The 20254-nt window shown below is 47.9% G+C and carries 22 protein-coding genes; 1 reads left to right on the top strand and 21 read right to left on the bottom strand.

Features of this window, described 5'->3' with window-relative positions; genetic code table 11:
* Positions 1–59 precede the first annotated feature (59 nt).
* From GCWU000182_RS01105 to GCWU000182_RS01205, 21 genes are all read right to left on the bottom strand, one after another.
* The gene (locus GCWU000182_RS01105; RefSeq protein ID WP_023390885.1) at positions 60–2546 is read right to left on the bottom strand and encodes an exonuclease domain-containing protein; all 2487 of its coding nucleotides are present in this window, start codon (positions 2544–2546) and stop codon (positions 60–62) included.
* Positions 2536–3786 (bottom strand): CCA tRNA nucleotidyltransferase, encoded by a 1251-nt coding sequence (locus tag GCWU000182_RS01110; RefSeq protein ID WP_023390886.1) that lies wholly within the window; start codon positions 3784–3786, stop codon positions 2536–2538. The genes GCWU000182_RS01105 and GCWU000182_RS01110 overlap by 11 nt, the downstream gene beginning before the upstream one ends.
* The gene (locus GCWU000182_RS01115; RefSeq protein ID WP_023390887.1) at positions 3770–4321 is read right to left on the bottom strand and encodes a YpiB family protein; all 552 of its coding nucleotides are present in this window, start codon (positions 4319–4321) and stop codon (positions 3770–3772) included. The genes GCWU000182_RS01110 and GCWU000182_RS01115 overlap by 17 nt, the downstream gene beginning before the upstream one ends.
* A gap of 28 nt (positions 4322–4349) precedes the next feature.
* Entirely contained in the window at positions 4350–5618 is a 1269-nt protein-coding gene (locus GCWU000182_RS01120; protein WP_023390888.1) for a tetratricopeptide repeat protein, read from the bottom strand.
* 147 nt (positions 5619–5765) lie between these two features.
* A complete protein-coding gene (locus GCWU000182_RS01125; protein WP_023390889.1) occupies positions 5766–6509 on the bottom strand; it encodes an MIP/aquaporin family protein in 744 nt (247 codons plus the stop codon).
* A 185-nt stretch (positions 6510–6694) separates the two neighbouring features.
* Positions 6695–7117, bottom strand: a complete 423-nt coding sequence (locus GCWU000182_RS01130; protein ID WP_023390890.1) for a YtxH domain-containing protein — start codon at positions 7115–7117, stop codon at positions 6695–6697.
* Between the two features lie 10 nt (positions 7118–7127).
* On the bottom strand, positions 7128–7661 hold the full coding sequence (locus tag GCWU000182_RS01135) for a DUF948 domain-containing protein (protein WP_023390891.1): 534 nt from the start codon (positions 7659–7661) through the stop codon (positions 7128–7130).
* A 77-nt stretch (positions 7662–7738) separates the two neighbouring features.
* The gene (locus GCWU000182_RS01140; RefSeq protein ID WP_023390892.1) at positions 7739–8554 is read right to left on the bottom strand and encodes a mechanosensitive ion channel family protein; all 816 of its coding nucleotides are present in this window, start codon (positions 8552–8554) and stop codon (positions 7739–7741) included.
* Between the two features lie 18 nt (positions 8555–8572).
* Positions 8573–9070: a cyclic-di-AMP-binding protein CbpB gene (gene cbpB, locus GCWU000182_RS01145; RefSeq protein WP_023390893.1), complete on the bottom strand. Its 498-nt coding sequence runs from the start codon at positions 9068–9070 to the stop codon at positions 8573–8575.
* The gene (locus GCWU000182_RS01150) at positions 9051–9605 is read right to left on the bottom strand and encodes a metallophosphoesterase family protein (protein ID WP_023390894.1); all 555 of its coding nucleotides are present in this window, start codon (positions 9603–9605) and stop codon (positions 9051–9053) included. Before GCWU000182_RS01150 ends, cbpB begins: the two co-directional genes overlap by 20 nt.
* A complete protein-coding gene (locus GCWU000182_RS01155) occupies positions 9602–10204 on the bottom strand; it encodes an XTP/dITP diphosphatase (protein ID WP_035363850.1) in 603 nt (200 codons plus the stop codon). Before GCWU000182_RS01155 ends, GCWU000182_RS01150 begins: the two co-directional genes overlap by 4 nt.
* A complete protein-coding gene (gene racE / locus GCWU000182_RS01160) occupies positions 10176–11027 on the bottom strand; it encodes a glutamate racemase (RefSeq protein WP_035363852.1) in 852 nt (283 codons plus the stop codon). The genes GCWU000182_RS01155 and racE overlap by 29 nt, the downstream gene beginning before the upstream one ends.
* A 164-nt stretch (positions 11028–11191) precedes the next feature.
* Entirely contained in the window at positions 11192–11815 is a 624-nt protein-coding gene (locus GCWU000182_RS01165; RefSeq protein ID WP_023390897.1) for a V-type ATP synthase subunit D, read from the bottom strand.
* A gap of 11 nt (positions 11816–11826) precedes the next feature.
* Complete coding sequence (locus GCWU000182_RS01170) at positions 11827–13209, bottom strand: V-type ATP synthase subunit B (RefSeq protein ID WP_023390898.1); 1383 nt, start codon at positions 13207–13209, stop codon at positions 11827–11829.
* Entirely contained in the window at positions 13196–14983 is a 1788-nt protein-coding gene (locus GCWU000182_RS01175; RefSeq protein WP_035363854.1) for a V-type ATP synthase subunit A, read from the bottom strand. The genes GCWU000182_RS01170 and GCWU000182_RS01175 overlap by 14 nt, the downstream gene beginning before the upstream one ends.
* A gap of 13 nt (positions 14984–14996) precedes the next feature.
* The gene (locus GCWU000182_RS01180) at positions 14997–15317 is read right to left on the bottom strand and encodes a V-type ATP synthase subunit F (protein ID WP_023390900.1); all 321 of its coding nucleotides are present in this window, start codon (positions 15315–15317) and stop codon (positions 14997–14999) included.
* Positions 15307–16320, bottom strand: coding sequence for a V-type ATPase subunit (locus tag GCWU000182_RS01185; RefSeq protein WP_023390901.1), 1014 nt, complete (start codon positions 16318–16320; stop codon positions 15307–15309). Before GCWU000182_RS01185 ends, GCWU000182_RS01180 begins: the two co-directional genes overlap by 11 nt.
* A gap of 15 nt (positions 16321–16335) precedes the next feature.
* Entirely contained in the window at positions 16336–16914 is a 579-nt protein-coding gene (locus GCWU000182_RS01190; RefSeq protein ID WP_023390902.1) for a hypothetical protein, read from the bottom strand.
* Positions 16915–16936: 22 nt separating this feature from the next.
* Complete coding sequence (locus GCWU000182_RS01195; RefSeq protein WP_023390903.1) at positions 16937–17416, bottom strand: V-type ATP synthase subunit K; 480 nt, start codon at positions 17414–17416, stop codon at positions 16937–16939.
* Between the two features lie 4 nt (positions 17417–17420).
* Positions 17421–19403, bottom strand: coding sequence for a V-type ATP synthase subunit I (locus tag GCWU000182_RS01200; RefSeq protein WP_023390904.1), 1983 nt, complete (start codon positions 19401–19403; stop codon positions 17421–17423).
* Entirely contained in the window at positions 19393–19713 is a 321-nt protein-coding gene (locus GCWU000182_RS01205; RefSeq protein ID WP_156905280.1) for a hypothetical protein, read from the bottom strand. Before GCWU000182_RS01205 ends, GCWU000182_RS01200 begins: the two co-directional genes overlap by 11 nt.
* Positions 19714–19904: 191 nt before the next feature.
* Between GCWU000182_RS01205 and GCWU000182_RS01210 the strand changes: the two genes are divergently transcribed.
* On the top strand, positions 19905–20252 hold the full coding sequence (locus tag GCWU000182_RS01210) for a hypothetical protein (protein WP_035363856.1): 348 nt from the start codon (positions 19905–19907) through the stop codon (positions 20250–20252).
* The last annotated feature ends 2 nt before the right edge of the window (positions 20253–20254 follow it).

A 20254-nucleotide genomic window follows, 5' to 3' on the forward strand; every position in this document is an offset into this window, starting at 1 on the left:
CTATCATACCATAATTTCTCCAAAATTGCATGAATTTTTGGCTAGCTGACTAGGCAGGATTAGTGACTGGGCAAGATGGGAACCAGGTCAATGGCGGGCGCCAAGTATTCCTCAACCTTAGGGCTATAATAACGAGTCCAAACACGTTCATCCAGGAGATAGTAGTCCGCCTTGCAACGAGAGCTAGCGACCTGAGCTAGCAATTTCTTAAGACGGAAAATCATCTGCGGTAGGGTCAGTTGATCAAAAGCCTGGTTATCTGATATGCCAAGCACCTGACTTTGGCCTAGGGTCCGCTCATTAGTCAAGGAATCAAACGGCAGACGGTCCAAGACTACTAAGAGCTGATCGACTGACAAGGTAAAAGACTCCTCTAGGAAGAGACGTCTGGGCACAATAACAATGGCCTTGTCATCGGCTTCGGCGCGGCGCTTAATTTTCTTAAGGCTACCATTTTGTCCCTGGCTATAAATCAGATAGCCCTCTTCCAGTAGGGAACTTTCCCATAGGAGACGGTAGTATGTCTGGGCTTGGGCCTTGTTATTAGCTAGGATTAAGACGTGGCTGGTCCCCTTATCCGCTAGCTGGTCCTTGATAAAGGCCAACAATTGCTCGGCCTCTTCATAGCCCTGGCCTGACTGGGCATAAGCCAATGGCACCTGGAGGGTCAGACTGCTGGCCTGCCCCTGCTCAGGTAAGCTTAAGTAAGTGGCCTCCACTTGCCAGAAACGCGACAAGCCATAGCCTAAAGGCTGGTCATACTGACCGTCTGACAAGAAAGCTAGCTGTCGGTATTGGCTTAGCTGAGGCAAGTGCTTGTTTCTCATGATTAAAGGCACCCGGCTAAGGGCCAATTGGTAGATTTGGCCATTGCTGACCTGGCCTTGAAGTCGAACATAGCTCCCCTCTGACTGCTTGGCTAGTAGTCGACAGGTCGTTGCCAGATGGCGGTAGGTCCGTTTTTGTTTGGCTGCTAGTTTGACGGTTTTTAACCAGTCCTGTAGCTGCTGGCCTAAAGTCGCCACTTGAGCCATGACCGTCAAATAGCGGGGGCTGCCCTTGACTAGGCAGGCTGTCCACCAATCATTGCTAGCATTACCTAAATCACTGGCTTCAAACTCTGCCCGCATACTTTCTAGCAGGTCATAGCTAGTGGCTAGACAGGACTCGAGCTGGGCCTCCTCCTGACCTTGATCTAGTAAGGCCTTCAGCTCTACAAAGAGCTGGCTGGCATCCAGGCTAATGCTTTCTTGGTCCACCAGGCCTTGGTAACTGGCCTCTAAATCTAGGACCAGGACCCGAGCCTGACCCAGAAAGGCCAGCGGGCTGTCAGCGACTTGCTTTAAAGACAGCCAGTCTTTTTGGCTCATTAAAACTAAGTCTTTGGCTTTAAGCCCCTCCAGGTAACGGTGATAGCCCACCTTCTTACCCGTCTTCGCCACAAAATCATAGCGCCGCATGATCTGACTAATATCCAGTTCAGAGTTCAATTCATCCAAACAGCCGTACTGGCTGTTCGTCAACCAAACCAAAGCAGCCGCTAGAACGGTAAGCTCTTGTTGGTTGGCCCGGCTTAAATCAAATTCATGGCAGAATTGGTAAACCGAAGCCATATCGATAAACTGATAGGCTGGTCGATAGAGCCCCGCTTGCTGACCCGTAACTTCTTGCCACAAGGTCTGCCAATGACTAATTTGGCCCTCATTTTCTAGAACTAGCAGGGCCTTGTCCCCTTCTTGACGCCAAGCATGGAGTAGAGCCAGTGCCAAGCCTTGGTGATCCTGACGAGCATGCGCTTCTAGGACTAAGGGCGATTTATCCTGACCGGCTTCTTGCCAATAGGCTACCGCGGTTCTTTGCTTGGCGCTAATTAGGCTAGAATGACTAGCTTGAGTTTGACTGATGCCCTGCCCTTCCGGCCAATTTACTTGGCAATAAAAGCTGCTAGCTTGGTTAAGAAACTGACTGGCTTGATAGGGCAAAGCCTTAAAAATCGGCTGCAGGGCCAGCTTAGTCCCATAGTCCAAATCAGCTGCCTGGTGAGCTAAGACATCCAACAAATGGGCCGTCATCCGGGCATCCCCCAGGGCATCATGGGCGTCTTGGAAGTTCAAACCAAAGAACTGGCTCAAATCCTGCAAGTTAAAACCCGGCGCCTGAGGCAGGAAGATTTTCGCCAATTGGACAGTGTCCAAGGCAGGTGGCTGAAAGTCTAAGCCTTGTTCAGCAAACTTGGCCTGCAAAAAAGTCAAGTCAAAACCTAGATTGTGGGCCACAAAGAAGCAGTCTTTAAGTCGCTCATACCAGAGACCTGCCACCTGGCTAAAGGTCGGCGCATCCTGAACCTGGTCTGATTGAATGCCTGTAATGGCCGTAATATGAGTCGGAATGTTACGCTCAGGATTGAGTAACATACTATGTTGAGCTAGGACTTGTCCATCTTCAATTAGGACAGCCCCAATTTGGATAATTTGATCACCCTGATCTAGGTGAGAGCCCGTTGTCTCTAAATCGACAACCGCAATTCTTATTCCTTTAGCTTTCAAGATAATCAGCTCCTAACGCTTGAGCTTGGGCCAAGAGAACGGCTGGCTCATTAGGCAAATCCCCCATGACAACCTGGCGCTCCAGCTCCAAAAGTAGGCGCCCAAGTCCGGCATTACCTCGGCTTAAGCCTAAGGCCTCCATGACCTTTTGCCCATTAATGGCCAAATCTGACCGACTGGCAAGCGGCAATTGGGCCTTAGCCTGGCTCAATTGATTCGATTGGCTCAACCAGCCTTGATGGAAGGCATAGGTCTCATAAATAGCCAAAACATGGGTTGGCATCTGATAAAGTTGCCAAGCATCCAGTGGGCCTGAAGCAAAGGCTTGATCCAGCTCCAGTAAGTCACTGACATCCTTAATAAAGGGATTGCTGTGCTTCCAGTCGCGCAGGAAGGCGCGGGCCTGAGTTGAATCCAAGCCCAAGGCCTTAACTAAAGCCCACCAAACCAAACGTTCATCGCGCGCTAGCCCAGCAGCAATTTGAGCAGCTAGTGTCTCATAAACCTGCTGCCAGACAGATAAGGCATCTACTTGCTCCATGCCCAATAAATAAGCGCAAAGACCAGATTCAGTCAAGGCTTTATAGCTTGTCCCTAGATAGTCACCTTGCATGAGCTTACTGAGTTCAATCCGAATGCGCTCAATGGACACATAGGATAAATTAGGGGCTAGCTGGCCAATGGCTTCAAAGGTCTGGGACTCAATCTCAAACCCTAACTGACTGGCAAAGCGCAGGGCTCGCATCATACGCAGGGCATCTTCATCGAAACGTTCCATGGCAGTCCCGACAGCACGGATAATGCCGGCTTGTAGATCCTGCTCGCCGCCGTGGTAGTCATAGACCCTGCCTAAGCGGTCCAAAGCCAAGGCATTAATGGTGAAGTCCCGTCTCAGCGTATCCTCGCGTAAATTGCGAACAAAGTTCACCTGGTCAGGCCGGCGCCGATCACTATAGGTCCCCTCCGTTCGGAAGGTGGTAATTTCATAGTTTTCTTTCTTGTAGACCACTACAATGGTCCCGTGCTTCTTGCCCACATCAAAAGTGACCGGAAAAATCCCCTGGATTTCATCCGGTGTCGCACTGGTTGCAATGTCAATATCATGAATTTCCTTGCCTAAAAGGGCATCACGCACACACCCACCAACAAAATAAGCCTCATAACCATGAGACTCAATGGCTTCTAGGAGGGGCATGGCCGTCTGAAACAAGGGATTATTGAGATTAATAGTCTTGGTCATGCCCTTCTAGTTCCTCCAGTTGATTTAATAGTTGATTGACGATATCAAAAGCTCCCTGATCTAAAGCTAGGTCGACCTGCTCCTTCAATTGCTTGCGTCTGACTTGGCGGGTAACCTGAGTCAGTCCCATTTCCAATTGATCCAAAAAGGCACTATCTTCAGGTAAATAATCCGGCTGAGTAAAGAGATCATAACGATAGAGGGTCGCAATATAGTCAGGAATATTAAGTTCTATATAAAAAGTGACGGGTTGAGCCCCTTGAGCATTGAGTCTCAGGTCATGGAAAGCCTGCTCACAAGAACTGTAGGATTTGCCTTCCTTATAGTAACGGAAAGGCACTGCCGTCTGCTCCACATAGGAGATATAGACACCGTGACTGGCATACTCGACTTGATCCGAGAACTCAACATATTGAATATAATCAGGCTGAACCATTAAAAACTCTAAAAAATAATTAACCGTTGGGTTGGCATGCCGGTAATGCTGTAAGAGCCAAGCAATAAACTGACGTTTACGTTGATGCTTATTAATCACAGTGTTTCCTCCTTTCTGAGACTTATCTTTACTCTTCTATATCCTGAGATTCATGGTCTGCTTCCGCCAAAATTCGGTCTAAAGTGGCAACTTCTTGGTCTAATCCCCAAGACTCAAAATACTGACGGGCTTGTAACCAAAAATCCTGGTCTCCCGCCATCAGGTCCAAGGCCTCTTGATAGGCTGCTTGAGCCTGCTTCCGCAGGCCTAGGTCCGCATAGAGCGGTGCATAGAGACAAGACAGATACTCCGGATCTGGGAAGTCAGGCGCCAGAGTATCTAAGACCTCTAAGGCTGCCTGGGCGCCCTCATGCTGAGCTAACCAAGCAATCAGATAGGTGGCGATGGCATAGGTCAAGTCTTCATCTTCCTGGAGCAAATAGGCATCCATCAACTTGTCCTTAATGGTTGGTGTCAGATAGTCAATGGCCTGGCATAAGGCCAGATAATCCGCTATTCGTCCATCATCTGCCAGAGTCACTTGAAAGAGCCAGTCAAGATTTTCCCTCAAGCTAGCTTGGTGTCCCAGGCCCAAAGCCAATTCTGCCGCTAAGTAATGAATGTCCACAGAATCTAAGTCCAGGGCAAGAGCTTGTTGAGCAGCCTCATAGGCGAGAGCCAGATGCCCCGCCTTTTGATAGGCCAGGGCCAAGAGATAATAATCTTCCGCACTAACCAGTGGCAGGTCTTTCCAACTTACTAGGGATTGAATCCATTCTAGCTGAATCATCTCATCTTCTAAAGCTAAAGCCAGCAGCCGTTGCCGAATCAAGGCTCGGTCCACCTTATCTGAAAAGTAGTCTAGCAAGACTTGATAGTAGTCCTTGGCCTTGCTATAGTCCCCCTCTTCAATCTTGGCTTGAGCTAACAGTTGATAAGGCTCAAAGCGAGTCGGATAGGTCTGAATTAAGTTCTGTAAGACCTTCTGGCAGGCCTTTACTTGCCCCAGTTCAAAGAGAATCTGAGCCTCTAACCATTGGACAAGAAAGACGGCTTGGTCTGTCTTGGCCCTGCTCAACCATTCATAGGCACTGTGATAATCAGCTAGCTGGAAGCAGGCCTTGGCCAGGTAATAAGCAACCTTTTTCTTATGAGTCAGCTGATAGAGCTGGTCTAAGAGCCAGACTTGCCACTCCCGATAGCCCCGCTTAGCAAAGTAATCCGATAAATCTAGCAGTCCCTGATAGGTTTGGGCATCATCTGGTGCCTCTAGGAGTGCTCCTTCTAAGACACTATTCACTTGGTCCAGGGATTGACATTCCTCACAGGCTTCAATCCAACGGCTTAATTCACTCATAAGACACCTCCGCTCCTATTATACCACGAAGCCTAACGGGAGTCACTCCTAGCTAGGCAAAGAGTGCTTAAGTAAGCAACCCACTAAGGTCGACCAATTTCTAGATAAGCAAAGAGGCTGGGATAATCCCAGCCTCTAAAAAGGTCTTTATTTTACTAAGAAGAAAGTGTTGAAAACAAAGACTGCTAAAATCCCTGCACAAATTGGGGCAAGTACTGGTACCCAAGCGTAAGACCAGTTAGAGTCCCCTTTGTTCTTAAGTGGTAAGAATTGGTGAACCAAACGTGGACCTAAGTCACGAGCTGGGTTGAGGGCTGGACCGGTTGGCCCACCGACTGCGATAACCAAAGCCCATACCAAGAAACCAAGCGCTAAGTGAGCCAAACCTGGGTTGTTAGCGAACATTTGCCCTTTGGTAATCCCTACTGCTGCGAAGAAGAGGATGAAAGAACCAATAAATTCGCCCACAAAACCGTTCAAATGGCTGTTAGCAGCGTTAGCCGTTGAGAAAGTCCCCAAGATGTGAGCTTGGTTGGTTGTTTGATCATAGTAAGGCTTGTACATTGCCACTACTAAGAGTTGACCGAACATAGCCCCTAAGAATTGAGCCACAATGTAAGGCACAACTTCTGCCCATGGGAAGTTACCATTGATAGCCAAACCGAGGGTGAAAGCTGGGTTGATGTGGTTACCGCTGACATGACCGAAGATCATGGCTGGCATCATAACCGCAAAACCATAACCGATCGCAATCAGGTTCCAACCGTGAGCCCCTTCGCCGCTACCCGCTTTAGTGCCTTTTAAGTCAACGTTGGCAACAGCCCCGTTACCTAAGACGATTAACATGGCAGTGGCTAAAAATTCTGCAAATAAACGTACGCCTAATGACATATTACATAACTCCTTTTTATAATGAAAAATCACACCGTCTGGTGCTGATGGATTATTCCTTTGCTAAGTGTACCATATGTCAGGGGGGCTTTCAATTGCCATTTTGTATTTCAAAACGCTTTCTTATCAGGATTTTTACCCATCAAAAAACTGGAAACGATATTGCCGTTTCCAGTTATCAATTCTTAGGCTTCTTCTGCTTGGTTAGCTTGTTGTTCTAAGGCTTCCTTGAACTCCGTAATAACCGTCTCAGCATCTTCTGCTACTTCCTCTTGCTTTGAAGGGAAGGTAGCGTGAACTAATTGGTCCTTGAGTTCTTGGGCTGATTTAGCTAAGCTCACCCGGATTTCTTCCGTCTTGCTGTTAGCCGCATCATAGAAGTTAACCCCTTTTTCGACTGCTAAATCGCGGTACTCCCCTGCCCGTTCTAAGGCGAGGTCGCGATATTCAACAAAACGTTCACCTGCTAAGTCCTTGTATTCATGAGCACGCTCAGTCAAGTCCTCCCGCAATTCTTTCCCTGCCTTTGGGGCATACAAGAGGGCTACGGCAGCCCCTACAAGGCTCCCCCATACTAAACCTGCAAAAAATCCTGATTTTCTTGACATGCTTCATACCTCATTTCTTTAGTGTAATTTCGCCCGCCGTTTGTGACGGTTTCTTCTGGATTAAGTAATCCAACTGTGATCCCGTCGCCTTAGGCTTAGGCTTGTCAGCTGTAGGCGTCGTCGGTTTGACACCCGCTGCTGCTGGCGCCTTAGTTTCTGCTTCTTGCTTACGGTTGCCAAAAGGTGTCACACGTTTTAAGAAGTGGCCTGCCTTGAAGGATTGGGTCACCTTACGAGTAGAAGCCTGTACGCCACTGACTGAAGTCCCCAAATCGCCTACGGCCTTGAAGAGCGGGTCAGTTTGTGCTAACTTGCCATTCAGATCGTCAACCAAGCTATTGGACTTATTAAGAAGTCCTTCCACTTCAATTGAGAGTTGGTCCACATCTTTGGTAATGATTTTGATGGAATCATTGACCTCGACCACCGTTTGCTTAACTTCTTTCATGATTTTGTTGAAACCAATTAAGGTCCAACACAGAAAGAGGACTAATAGCGCAAAGGCTAGCGCCGCAATCAAGGCCGCAATGCTTGTCCATTCCATTCTGCCTCAAATCCTTTCACGTTAAACTTTACTATTCTTATCATACCACGATTCTAAGAGGAGAACAAGGTAAGCACTTAATCCAAGAGATGAATCCCAGCCTGTTGAAGCTGGGTCAAATAGCGGAAATAAAATGCCCCTGTCAACCGCCCCTGAGCACCGTTGGTCACATAGAAGGAAATCTGATAATAAAATTTCCCTGTGGTCGTATCCTTGACCACACCGCTAATGACCGGTTCAGCTGTCAAATCCTCTGCATAGTCCTGGCTCAGCCCCTCCGTTATGACTTGAACCTGATGGGCCAAGTCTTCCAGCTGGGTCTGGTCCGTAATGGGTAAATCAATGACAATTTGGCGGTTCTCCCGACTAAGGTTATTGACAATACTAATATCTCCATTTGGAATATAGTAGCGATTGCCACTGGTTCCCTGGATAATTGTCGTCCGAATTCCCACCGTCTGGACCTTGCCTCGAATGTCCCCGATTTTGACTTCTTCGCCTACTTCGTATTGTCCCTCCAAAATAATGAAGAAGCCATTGACCACATCGGTAATGAAGTCCTTGATCCCTAACCCGACGGCTACCCCGGCAATCCCGGCCCCGGCTACTAAGGTTGAAACTGGAAAACCTAGGATACCTAGAACAGCATAGACATAGAAGAAATAAAAGGCATAGTTAATAGCATTCTTAGTAATGGTCCAAATGGTCTGGAGTCTTTGAGGTGAAGTCTTAGGTGCTACCTGGAAGACCTTGTGGCGCAATCTAGATTCGAAAAAGCGATTGACCAAGCCTCTCCCCAGCCAAAAGATGACCGTTACTAGGAAGAATTGCCAGAGCCGGTTGAGAATTTCCTGCCAGGCTAAATGACTAATTTGGTTAAAGACATCCACCATCTCTGCCTGCCCCCTTTGCTAGACCACTGCCTCAGCAGTCTCGAAAAGTTTAATAAGGCGAGCCACCTCTCCAGGATTGGAAGTCAAATGCAAAAGGTGGGTTAGACGCTGCATAACGTTCTTACGAGTAATAATGCCTAAGAAACGGTTATCCCCATCCACCACGCAGACAAAGTTCTGATCAATTAAGTAGTTGAGCACATCCGCTAAATGACAATTAGCTTGGACACGCACCGGTTGACTCAGCATAACATCACGAACCTTCAGCTCGTCCAGGCGCTCCATTTCAATGGCATCTACCGTCATGACGGCTTTGATGATCATGGACATGGAGATGACCCCCATCAACTTAGACTCGGCTGACAAAACCGGAATCATGGTATAGTTGGACTGGGTTAAGATTAAAAGCCCGGTACTTAGGGTATGTTGGTCAATCACATTGGCAACATTATCCGCTGGAATCATGAAGTCCAGCATCTTGCTAGCAACTAAGGCTTCAATTTTGGGATGTATCATGTCCAGCCTCCTCAAGTAAATTTCGATCAAAAACTTGGGTCAACTGATCCAAGCGATGTTTGTCATCATCGTAGAACTCAACTTTAACAGTTTGAGCTTCAAAAGTTAGGATGGCATAGGTCCGATAAGGTAAGGAGCCCCGTGAGTAGTTAAGGCTACCCGGATTACAGAGCAAGACGCCATCCTCAATCTTGGCATAGGCCACATGGGTATGGCCGTGGAAGGCAAACTGGCAATGATTGTCATGAGCTGCCTTGACCATCCGTTTGCTATTAAAGTAGACATTATGGAAATGGCCATGCGTCAGGAAAATACGCCCTTGGCGCGTGTTGATAATCAGTTCATCCGGATATTCTGGGTCATAGTCATTATTACCGGTTACCACCGCATCTACTTTTTCCCAGACGGGATCATCAGGGGCAAACTCTGAGTCTCCGCAATGCAGAATGAGATCAACTTGTGGCCGGTAATACTCCACTAATTCATGGACTTTAGGCCAACGGCCATGATTGTCACTCATTAATAAAATTTTCATGCTGTCACCTCAAGCCATTCAGGTAGGCTAGCCAAGAGGGCCTTAATGGCATTGGCCCGATGGCTGATTTGGTTCTTACGACTTAGTGGGATTTGGGCAAAGGTAGCCCCTTCTTGGTCCACATAGAAAACTGGATCATAGCCAAAGCCCGAGTCTCCACTAGGCTCCAGGGCAATGGTCCCATAGGCCCGCCCTTCTACGACATAACTGTCGTGGTCAGGCGAGGCCAACACTAGGCAAGTGACGAAGTAGGCCTGACGTTGGTCCCCTCTGGCTTGACTCATTTCCCGCAAGAGCTTGTCAATATTGGCCTTGTCAGACTTAGGTTGGCCGGCATAGCGAGCCGAATAGATGCCGGGTGCACCATTTAGATAAGGTACCACTAGACCCGAATCATCTGCTAAGACTGGTAAATTCAAAAGCTTAGCAATGCTTTCTGCCTTGAGTCGGGCATTGGCTTCGAAACTATCCCCCGTCTCTTCAACCTCTGGTAAATCAGGATAGTCTAAGAGCGAGACAACTTCAATGCCCTTAGGCCCCAAAAGACGTTCAAATTCGGCTACTTTGCCTTTATTCTGCGTTGCGATGACTAACTTCAAGAATCTCATCTCCTTCAATTTGGCACTGACCGATGCTTGGCTCTGCTTGTTCCAACCAAGCAGTCACGAACTGAGCAAATTGCTTTGCATCCCCTGTCGTATAGAAATGCTGGCTTGGTGGCTGAATCTGCGCGTCTTTGGCACTGCGACTCAAACCAAAATAGTCTAAGAGCATGCTGACCTCATTCAAGGTCTCTACCCCTGAATCAATCAAGGTCACTCCTTGCCCCATGACCGCCTGAATCAGTGGCTTGAGGTGGGGATAATGGGTGCAGCCCATGACCAGAGTATCAATCCCTGTCTGGTCAAAGGCACTTAAGCTTTCTCGAACCTGCTGCCAGGCCAGAGGGCTATTGAGTTGGTGATCTTCTACTAATTGGACAAAGCTTGGGCAGGCCACACTCGTAACCTGCAAATAGTCTGCCTTATCCTTCATGACCCGTTCATAAAGGTTACTTGCAATGGTCCCCTGGGTCCCGATAACTCCAATATGGTTATTTTCTGTCCGCTCAATGGCAGCCCGGCTACCAGGATGAATGACCCCGACCACTGGAATGTCCAAGGTCTGGCGAATCTCTTCCAAGGCTGCAGCTGTCCCGGTATTGCAGGCAATGACGAGCATCTTAATGCCTTTTTTAAGCAGGAAGCGGGTTAACTGCCAAATATAGTCCTTGACCTCTTCCATGGACCGTGGCCCATAAGGGCACCGGGCATTGTCCCCCAAGTAAATAATGGATTCATTGGGCAGTTGCTTGAGGCTTTGCTTGACCACTGTCAGGCCCCCATAACCTGAATCGATAAAGCCAATTGGTAAATCTTTCATGACATTCATTCCTTAACTAGACTTTCTAATACGCTTACTTCTATTCTATCACAAATACCCTTCAAACTAAATGGATGACCTCTGGCGATAAGGAAATCTTTAAAAATATGTGTCCAAGTCTACACACGACAAAAGAGGCTGGGAATCCTCCCAGCCTCTTAAGCTTACATATTCTTCACTTTCATCATCCGAATCAGGTTGGCCCGTTCGGCTTCTTCAAGCTTCATTTCGATATAGTAAATGGTCTCTTCTAACTGCGGAATAATCTGATACTCTAAACCATTAACACGGCGACGCGTTTTTTCAATCTCATCTGCCATGAGTTGGCAAGTCTTCTCGATTTCCGCTAACTTCAAGAGGTCGTCTAGGGAGGCCGTAATCGAGCCAATGGCCTGGTCCATTTCGCTGTTGGACCCGACATAAGAGTATGGTACTTCGCTAGCATTGGCTGCTTCCTTGACATCTGCGAAGAGCTTAGGTACCGCCACACTCATGATAGAGTCCAGACGAATTTGCAAGGCCACTTCCTTAGAAGGTACAGCGAAGAGTTCCTGCACCATGGCATCGCTCTCTAGGGACTTAGCCAGCACGAAGTCTTGCATACCTTCAACTAAGTTCCCTTCCACCTTCTGGCGAAGTTGGTTGTTTTGCCGGATCAATTCGATAAACTGTCTCATCAATTCATCCCGCTTATCCTTGAGGAGCTTGTGGCCACGGCTGGCGATTTTCAGACGATCCTTGAGGTTATTGAGTTCCATCCGGGTCGGTTTGACATCTAAGCGCGCCATCTTCCATCCCCCTATTCTGCTGGTTTAAGGAAGGTATCCAACATATCATCCTTAATCCGCTTGAGTTCTGTCCGTGGCAAGATAGAAAGCAATTCCCAACCCAAGTCTAAGGTTTCTTGGATTGAACGGTTGGTATAGAAACCTTGGTTGATATACTCTTCTTCAAAACGGTTGGTGAACTCAATGTATTTACGGTCCACATCGGACAGGGCCGACTCCCCTAAAACGACAGCTAATTCCTTAGCCTGCTTACCAGTCGCATAAGCTGCAAAGAGCTGGTTCATGGTTGGCGCATGGTCGTAACGGGTCTTACCTTCACCTGACCCCTTATCTTTAAGACGGGACAGGGATGGAAGGACATTAATTGGTGGCCGGTAACCACTATTATAGAGGTCCCGTGATAGGATAATTTGACCTTCGGTGATATAACCGGTCAAGTCAGGAATTGGATGGGTAATGTCATCTTCTGGCATGGTCAGGATTGGAATTTGGGTAACTGAACCCTTCTTACCAATAATCCGGCCAGCACGCTCGTAGAGGGTAGACAGGTTGGTATAGAGATAACCTGGATAACCACGACGACCTGGCACTTCCCGACGTGCTGCCGAGACTTCACGCAAGGCTTCGCAGTAGTTGGTCATGTCGGTCATAATAACCAGAACGTGCATATCCTTCTCATAAGCCAAGTATTCTGCTGTCGTCAGGGCAATCCGAGGAGTTGCAATCCGCTCGATAGCTGGGTCGTTGGCCAAGTTGATGAAGAGGACGGAACGGTCCATAGCACCTGTTTCACGCAGGTCATTCATAAAGAATTCCGCTTCTTCAAAGGTAATCCCCATAGCGGCAAAGACCACGGCGAAGTTTTCATCTGAGTTAAGTACGGTTGCTTGACGGGCAATCTGTGCGGCTAATTCCTTATGAGGCAGACCTGAACCTGAGAAGACAGGTAATTTCTGCCCCCGAACCAAGGTATTGAGGTGGTCAATGGCCGAAATCCCAGTCTGAATGAATTCATCCGGATAATCCCGCGCAACCGGGTTAATAGCCTGACCATCAATGTCAAGGTATTGTTCAGGAATGAGGTCTGGGCCACCATCGATGGCTTCCCCCATGCCGTTGAAGACACGGCCGACCATGTCTTCCGAAACCCCCAAATGCAGGGGTTTACCAGTAAACCGTACCTTGGCGCTAGCTAGGTTAATACCAGCCGAACCTTCAAAGAGTTGGACCAAGGCTTTGTCTTCTTGGACTTCCAAGACTTGCCCTTGGCGGAACTCACCATTATGTAGGCGGATTTCCACCAGTTCGTTAAAGCGAACTCCTTGGACGTCTTCAACCAACATTAAGGGGCCTACTACTTCACTAACCGTGCGGTATTCTTTAATGACTGCCATCGAGTTCACCTCCTTGGGCTAAGATTTGATGGATACTTGAGTCAATTTCTTGGGCTAGAGCCTTAATACGATCTAGCTCCGCTTCAGGAATGAACTTGCTCCGGGCAATACGGTCCCGCAAGTCCACGGTTCCAGACATGATTTCATGGAAATAAGCACCTAAAACCAAGGCTTCTTGCGCCACTTCGTGGAAGCGCAGAATGTTGGTCAACATAGCATATTGCTTAGCAAAAGATGTGTAGGTATCGACTTCATCAAAGGCATTCTGTTGCAAGAAGTCTTCCCGAATCATCCGCGCCGTATTGAGGGTCATGCGGTCTTTTGGCGATAGGGAATCTACCCCAACTAAACGCACGATTTCTTCCAATTCACTCTCTTCTTGGAGCAGGTTCATAGCCTTGGTGACCTTAGCAGCCCAATCGACTTGCTGCGTTTGGTCAATATATTGACCCACTTCATCACTATAGAGCGAGTAAGAGTTCAACCAGTTAATCGATGGGAAGTGACGACGTTGCGCCAAACCAGCATCTAAGCCCCAGAAAACTTTAACAATACGTAAGGTGTTTTGGGTAACTGGCTCAGAAATATCCCCACCTGGAGGCGAAACGGCCCCAATAGCGGTGATGGTCCCTTCTAAGCCAGAACCTAAGACCTCCACACGACCTGCTCGTTCATAGTATTCCGCAATTCGGCTCCCTAGGTAAGCTGGATAGCCTTCATCCCCTGGCATTTCTTCCAGACGACCGGACATTTCCCGCAGGGCTTCAGCCCAACGAGAGGTTGAGTCCGCCATAATGGCAACAGAATAACCCATGTCACGGAAGTATTCGGCAATGGTAATCCCTGTATAAATAGAGGCTTCACGCGCCGCCACCGGCATATTGGAGGTATTGGCAATCAGAATGGTCCGTTCCATGATGGACTTACCACTGGCTGGGTCAATCAATTCTGGGAATTCGTTCAAGACGTCCGTCATCTCATTCCCACGTTCACCACAACCAACGTAAACGACGATGTCCACGTTAGCAAACTTAGCGATTTGGTGTTGTACCACGGTTTTACCGGCCCCGAATGGTCCTGGAACAGCCGCTGCTCCCCCTTTGGTTACAGGGAAGAAGGTATCGATTACCCGCTGACCCGTAATCATCGGTTCGACCGGAATCAGCTTACGGGCAAAAGGACGTCCCTTACGAACTGGCCATTTTTGCATCAAGGTACCTTGGAAGACTTGGCCGTCTTTACCCTCAATTTGGTAGACGGTGTCCGTCACCCGATAGTCGCCTTCTTCAATGGCCGTCAAGCGCCCTGAAATGCCATTCGGTACCATGATACGGTGCTGGATTAAATCTGTTTCTTGAACATAGCCTAGAATTTGGCCGGCTTTAACAGCTTCCCCTACTTGAACTTGAGGGATAAAATGCCAGCTGCGTTCACGGTCTAAGACAGGGAGGGCTACCCCACGAATGAGATAGTCACTTTCTGTTTGGCTACGGAAACGTTCTAGGGGCCGTTGAATCCCGTCAAACATCTGAGACATCATACCAGGACCTAGCTCAACAGACAGGGGTAAACCAGTTGAAGCCACTGGCTCACCTGGGCCTAAGCCCGACGTTTCTTCATAGACTTGGATGGAGGCTTGGTCGCCCCGCATCTCGATAATTTCACCAATTAAGCCCAGATGCCCAACACGGCAAATGTCTTGAATATTGGCTTCTTCCATTCCATCAGCGACCACTAAAGGGCCTGATACTTTAATAATTTTTCCTTTTTTCAAGCAAACCCCTCCTTTACAAGATATTTTGGCCGACTGCTTTTTCAACATTGTCTTGAATCTGTTGCTTGCCGATTCCTAGGCTCCCCTTATGGGTTGGAATCAAGATAACAGCCGGTGTTACGAGTCCTTGGTAATGTGCCAGAACTTCTGGAATTTCTTGAGCATAATCTTCTGTCAGGTAAATAATGCCGTAGTTATCCTTAGCTAACTGCGCCAAGAGGCGACCCAGTCCCTCTACTTGACGGACAGGATAAATGTCAAACCCAATCATTTGAAAAGGCAGAATGGCATCATGGTTGCCGACTACGGCAATTTTGTAAGATTTAGTTGTCATGATAACCCAGTCGCATCCTTTCTTCGATGGCTTCTTTGGCGATACCATTGGCTCGACCAAGGAGAATCAAACGCAGATTCACTGCTTCCATCTCACGCCCATTCAGATAACGCAAAATCTGTCCGCCAGACAAGGCATCTAGGGAGGCACTATTGACTAAGTGGGTCAAATAGAGATCTTGCAGTTGTTCCATCTGACTGGCTTGAATCTTGCCTGATTGCATCGCTTGGACGTAGGAATCAAAAACCTTAGTATAAGGCAAGGCATTAAAGGCATTAAACCAACTTGCTAACTGGCCGTCTTTCGCCAAATGCAAGATTTCCTTAGGTCGCTTAGTCCCCTTACGAGACATTAATTGATAGGCAAAACTGTTTGGCTTGTCTTGAGCCAGGGCACGCAAGGCCGTAATGGCATTGAAAAAGTCAATCTTGGCATCCACTAATTCTTGCAGAAGCGGCAAGTCGCTTTGATCAGCAATGACCCGCAAATGACGGAAATAGGCTGAATCCATCCCCATATCAATGGCGACCGTGTTCTCATAGTCCTTATACTCTGACCAAGTCTGAGCCACTTCTTCCACAATCAAGGGATCGCATAGGTCAGACTCTAGGGTCAGGCTCAAATGCTTGAGCGCCTCCAAGGGATAGGGACCAATAGGAATCAGAAGATGTGACAAGTCACGACCAATGGCCCGCATTTTCAGGAAGAGCTTAAGGTTATGGTAGACATACTTGAGCCCAAAAACATTGACCAGATTTGGGTCTGGACATTGTTGGTAAGCAAAATCATAGTCCGCCGCCAGAGCCTTCATAATAGTCTGGTCTAAGACATCGTGTTGCCGAATCTCGGCCAAAGGAACGCTATAAGGTGTGCCTTCTAGATAAAGAGCTAGCTGTTCATCATCGACAGCATTCAGCAGTTGGACTAGGTTAGCCCGACTGAGGAAGCTTTGTTCCTTGACACTAATGGCTGTATTCAGTTGAGAATAGTCATGAACCGTCATGTCCTAGCCTCCTTTTTAGTCAGCAAAAATTTGATTGGCAATTTGATAGCCTTCCTCTTCATAGATAGCGGTTAACAATTCGCGGAAGAGGTAGTTGTATTCAATCCGACCTAGGGTGATGACAAAGCCTGTTTCATGGCGCAAAGGCACCCGAAGAGCCATATCTGGATAACGCACTTGCAGTTGATCCAGTTGGTCTTGGCTGAACTTAGCTTGCGTGTCTTCACCTAGCGCTAATTCAAAGGCTTGGCCACTAAATTGGTTTAGGACAGGTTCCATGAACTGCCAGATTTGTTGGCTGTCCCAGGCTTCCATCCGAGCCAAAGCCTCAGTGAAAAGTTCTGTTAAGACTTTTTGTTTGGCAGTCAATTTAGCTTGACGTTTCTGATAGTCTACTTGTTGTAATTGTTGTTGGTAGCGACTACGCACCTGATTCAAGGCCTGTTGGCGATGGCGATCACGTTCCGCCATTGCTTGTGCTTCAGCTTTTTCTAGCAAGTCATGGTGTTCATGACGCGCCCGTCTGAGCAAGGCCTCTCCTTCTTCTGTCACCTGCGCCAAGATAGCTTGACGCAAGGATTCCATTTCACTCATATTAGGACCTCCTCCCCAGCGTCTATTGAACGTTGGTTAAGAGCATGAAGGATACAACGAAGGCCAAAATCGCGTAGGTTTCTACCATGGCCGCTAAGATGACCCCTTTCATGACATGTTCAGGACGTTTTGCTAAGATTTGGAGACCAGCAGTCGCCACATTCCCTTGATACTTAGCAGAGAAGTAACCCACTACCCCTACTGGCAAGGCTACGAAAACATAGGCCAAACCAGTTGCTAGGCTAACCCCAGCAGACATACGCAAGAGGATGAAGAAGCCGATAACGAAGCCATAAAGACCTTGGGTACCAGGCAAGAGTTGTAAGATTAAGGCTTGGGCGAATTTTTCTGGTTCTTCTTTCAATAAAGCGGCTGCGGCTTGACCGGCAGTCCCGACCCCACGTGAAGAGCCCATCCCACTAAAGATAACAGCGATAGCGATGGCTAAGCCAGCAAAGAAGGCGCCCCCGTATTCTGTAAAGTAAGCAGCTAAATGTTCCATGTAATTATTCCTCCGATTTTACTTTTGTTTGAACGTTTTGATTGACTGGTGCCAGGGGCTGGAATGGCTGACCGCCGCCTTCGTAGAACTTACCGAAGAATTCGACGAACATCAAACGAGCGCCGTGGACATATCCTGACAGCATGGACAGGAAGATGTTAAGGCCGTGCAAGAGCACAAAGAGCAAGAGCCCAATGCTAAAGCGTGCCCATACTGGTAAAAAGGCCACAATGGTGTTAAAGGCTGCCCCGATACTCCCGCCTGACAAGCCCAAGGCCATAAGACGTGTATAAGAGACAAAGTCCCCAATGTAACCAGAAATCCCATAGAGATTGTAGAGACCTGAACCCAGTCCACCTAGGCTCTTAGCCTTGATAACGGAGCTAAGGACAATCCCAATAGCATTGACGATAGCCAGGATTTGACCCACTGTGCCTAACCAAGCTGCACCTGGAATCATTGGTCCCAGAATCATAGCGACTAAGCCTAGCAAGATGAAAATCCAAGCCAAGCCATTGGCATAAGCTTCATGGAAGTCACGTCGTTTAGCTTTCTGATAGGTATTGAGGAAGAGTCCAGTCATGATTTGTAGGAACCCTAACCCGACAGAAATCAGCAAGATGGTCGTAACATCTGTATTGGTATCAATTAATTTAAATGGTAGGTTAAAGCCAAAGGCTGACCCGTAAATAGCCCCCCAGATAGCAGTAGATAACCCTAGAGAGAAGTAGAACTTACAGGTTGTTCTTAGGCGTTCTCGTCCCTTAATCAACCAGAGACCGATTGCGGTTGCTAACATAACCAGCAAACCATAGCCCAAGTCGGCTACCATCATCCCGAAGAAGGTCCAATAGAATGGAGCCAAGAAAGGCGTTGGGTCGACTTCATTATACTTAGGCAAGGCATACATGCGAGTCACCGATTCAAAAGGTGCCACGAGAGGATGGTTTCGTAATTTAATTGGTACTTGGTCTAGCTCTTCATCCTTGGCATCAGCAACTTTCATAACGACTAAGCCTTTGAAAGCTTGCTTGAGCGTCTCTTGTAGATGCGCTGTCGCGCGTGTTTCCGTCCAACCTTCAACCGCCGCTAAATGTTCAGTTAAGCCAGCGTTTTGGCTTGCTGCCTCACGCAAACTATGGTTGGCTAAGTAATCTAATTGAACTTTGAGTTGGTCTACCGTCTCTTGAGACTGGGTCAACTCTTGGCGAATGGCTTGGATGGTTTCTTGTACTGTCTTGAGCCGTTCAGAGGTCAATGGCAGTTGCTCCTGAGGCAGGCGCTCAAAAGGATACTCTAATGCCTGGAAGGAAGCAGGTGCCAAGCTATCCAAGAAGTCTGCTTGACTGGATAATTTCTGACTAAAGACCACAACCCCTACTTCTTGGGGATTACTGAAGACTCGTTTGACCACTAAGTCTGGCAAGGCTGCCAAAGCCTTGTAGTAACGATCAATACTGTCTGCCGGAACGGTCCCTATTGCCACATTGACCACTTGATGGTCTTGGCCTCCTTGAGGTAAGACATCTAGTTTTTGCCATTGGGTCAAGAGGGCCAAGTCCGCTTGCAAGGTCTGAGCTTCTTTTTCTAAATCCTTGAGTCGCTTATTGAGCTGACTTGCTCGGTTAACAGCTAATTGTTCATTGAACTGACGTCCTTGGGCTTCCAATTCTTGGAAGGTCAATTCTGGCAGTCCCTCGGTTAAAGAGGCTACCAGACCCTTCTTAGGCAAATGCTGTTGATAGAGGGTCAGCGCCTTTTGCACCTTTTCCTGACGTTTCTGAAGTTGGGGAAGTAGATTGACGGCTTCAGCCTCGTCTTCCCGCTTAGACGTCCCTCGCTCATTGGCTTCAAGGTCTTGCCAATCGTCCAGAACCTTAAGATTATTGAGATGGACCTGGCCATCCTCCTGAAGGACGGTCAGTAATTCCGGCAGAAGGGCCTTGCTTGTCACCAAGGTAATCTTCTGCATTGGACTAACGGCCATAATTGTCTACCACCTTTGTCAAAATGTGTTGGAGCCAGTGTTCACGCTGGCCAGCCAGGACTTGCTCAACCAAGGCTTGACTTGTCTCTTGGGTTGAGGCTAATTCTACCTGGGCGGCTTGATAGCGTGCCTCTAACTGGGCTTCTTCTTCTGCCACTAGCCCTTGGGTCACTTGGTCGAACTGGGCGATGACACCTGCCAGCTCTTCCTCGCGCACTTGGCCTAAGGCAGCTACTTGTTCTTGATAGTCACGTCTTAAGGCTTCGGCTTCACGCTCGATGGCCTGCATTTCTTTCATGGTTGTATTCACACTTAATTGCACCTCCTATAACTCGGATACGCCTACTATTATACCAAAACAATCCCGTTTTTTATAGCAAAATCCTTCATCCTTCCATACCTTGAAAAAAAGTGCTTGACATTATGAACGTATGTTCGTATACTAGAGATATAGAACAGGTGTTCGCGAGAACATTATTTCGCATAGAAAGGATGACCCCCATGGAACTCTCATTAAATACTAAAGCAATGCCCACCCTCTTCAGCAATGTATCCAAGGCAACGCGCCAATTGTTACAACCCTTCTTCCAAGCTCCGACTTCAGAGGCGAATGTTCAAGCTTTTATTATGCCTATGGACCATGTTCTGGAGCGTCTACATCAGCATTATGTCAGTCAAGAAGCCTTGACGCTCACCTACGAATATTATGATAAAGCCGGCAAAATCCAACTGGGCCAACGCCGTGTTTATGTCACTGGCCTCTTAAGCAATGGCCACTTTCGTTTTATGGCCTGCGACTCCGGCCTGGATTTCCTCTTGGATAGCCAGCAAATTCTCCGTGTAAAATAACC

It is taken from the genome of Abiotrophia defectiva ATCC 49176, assembly GCF_000160075.2.
Taxonomy (GTDB): domain Bacteria; phylum Bacillota; class Bacilli; order Lactobacillales; family Aerococcaceae; genus Abiotrophia; species Abiotrophia defectiva.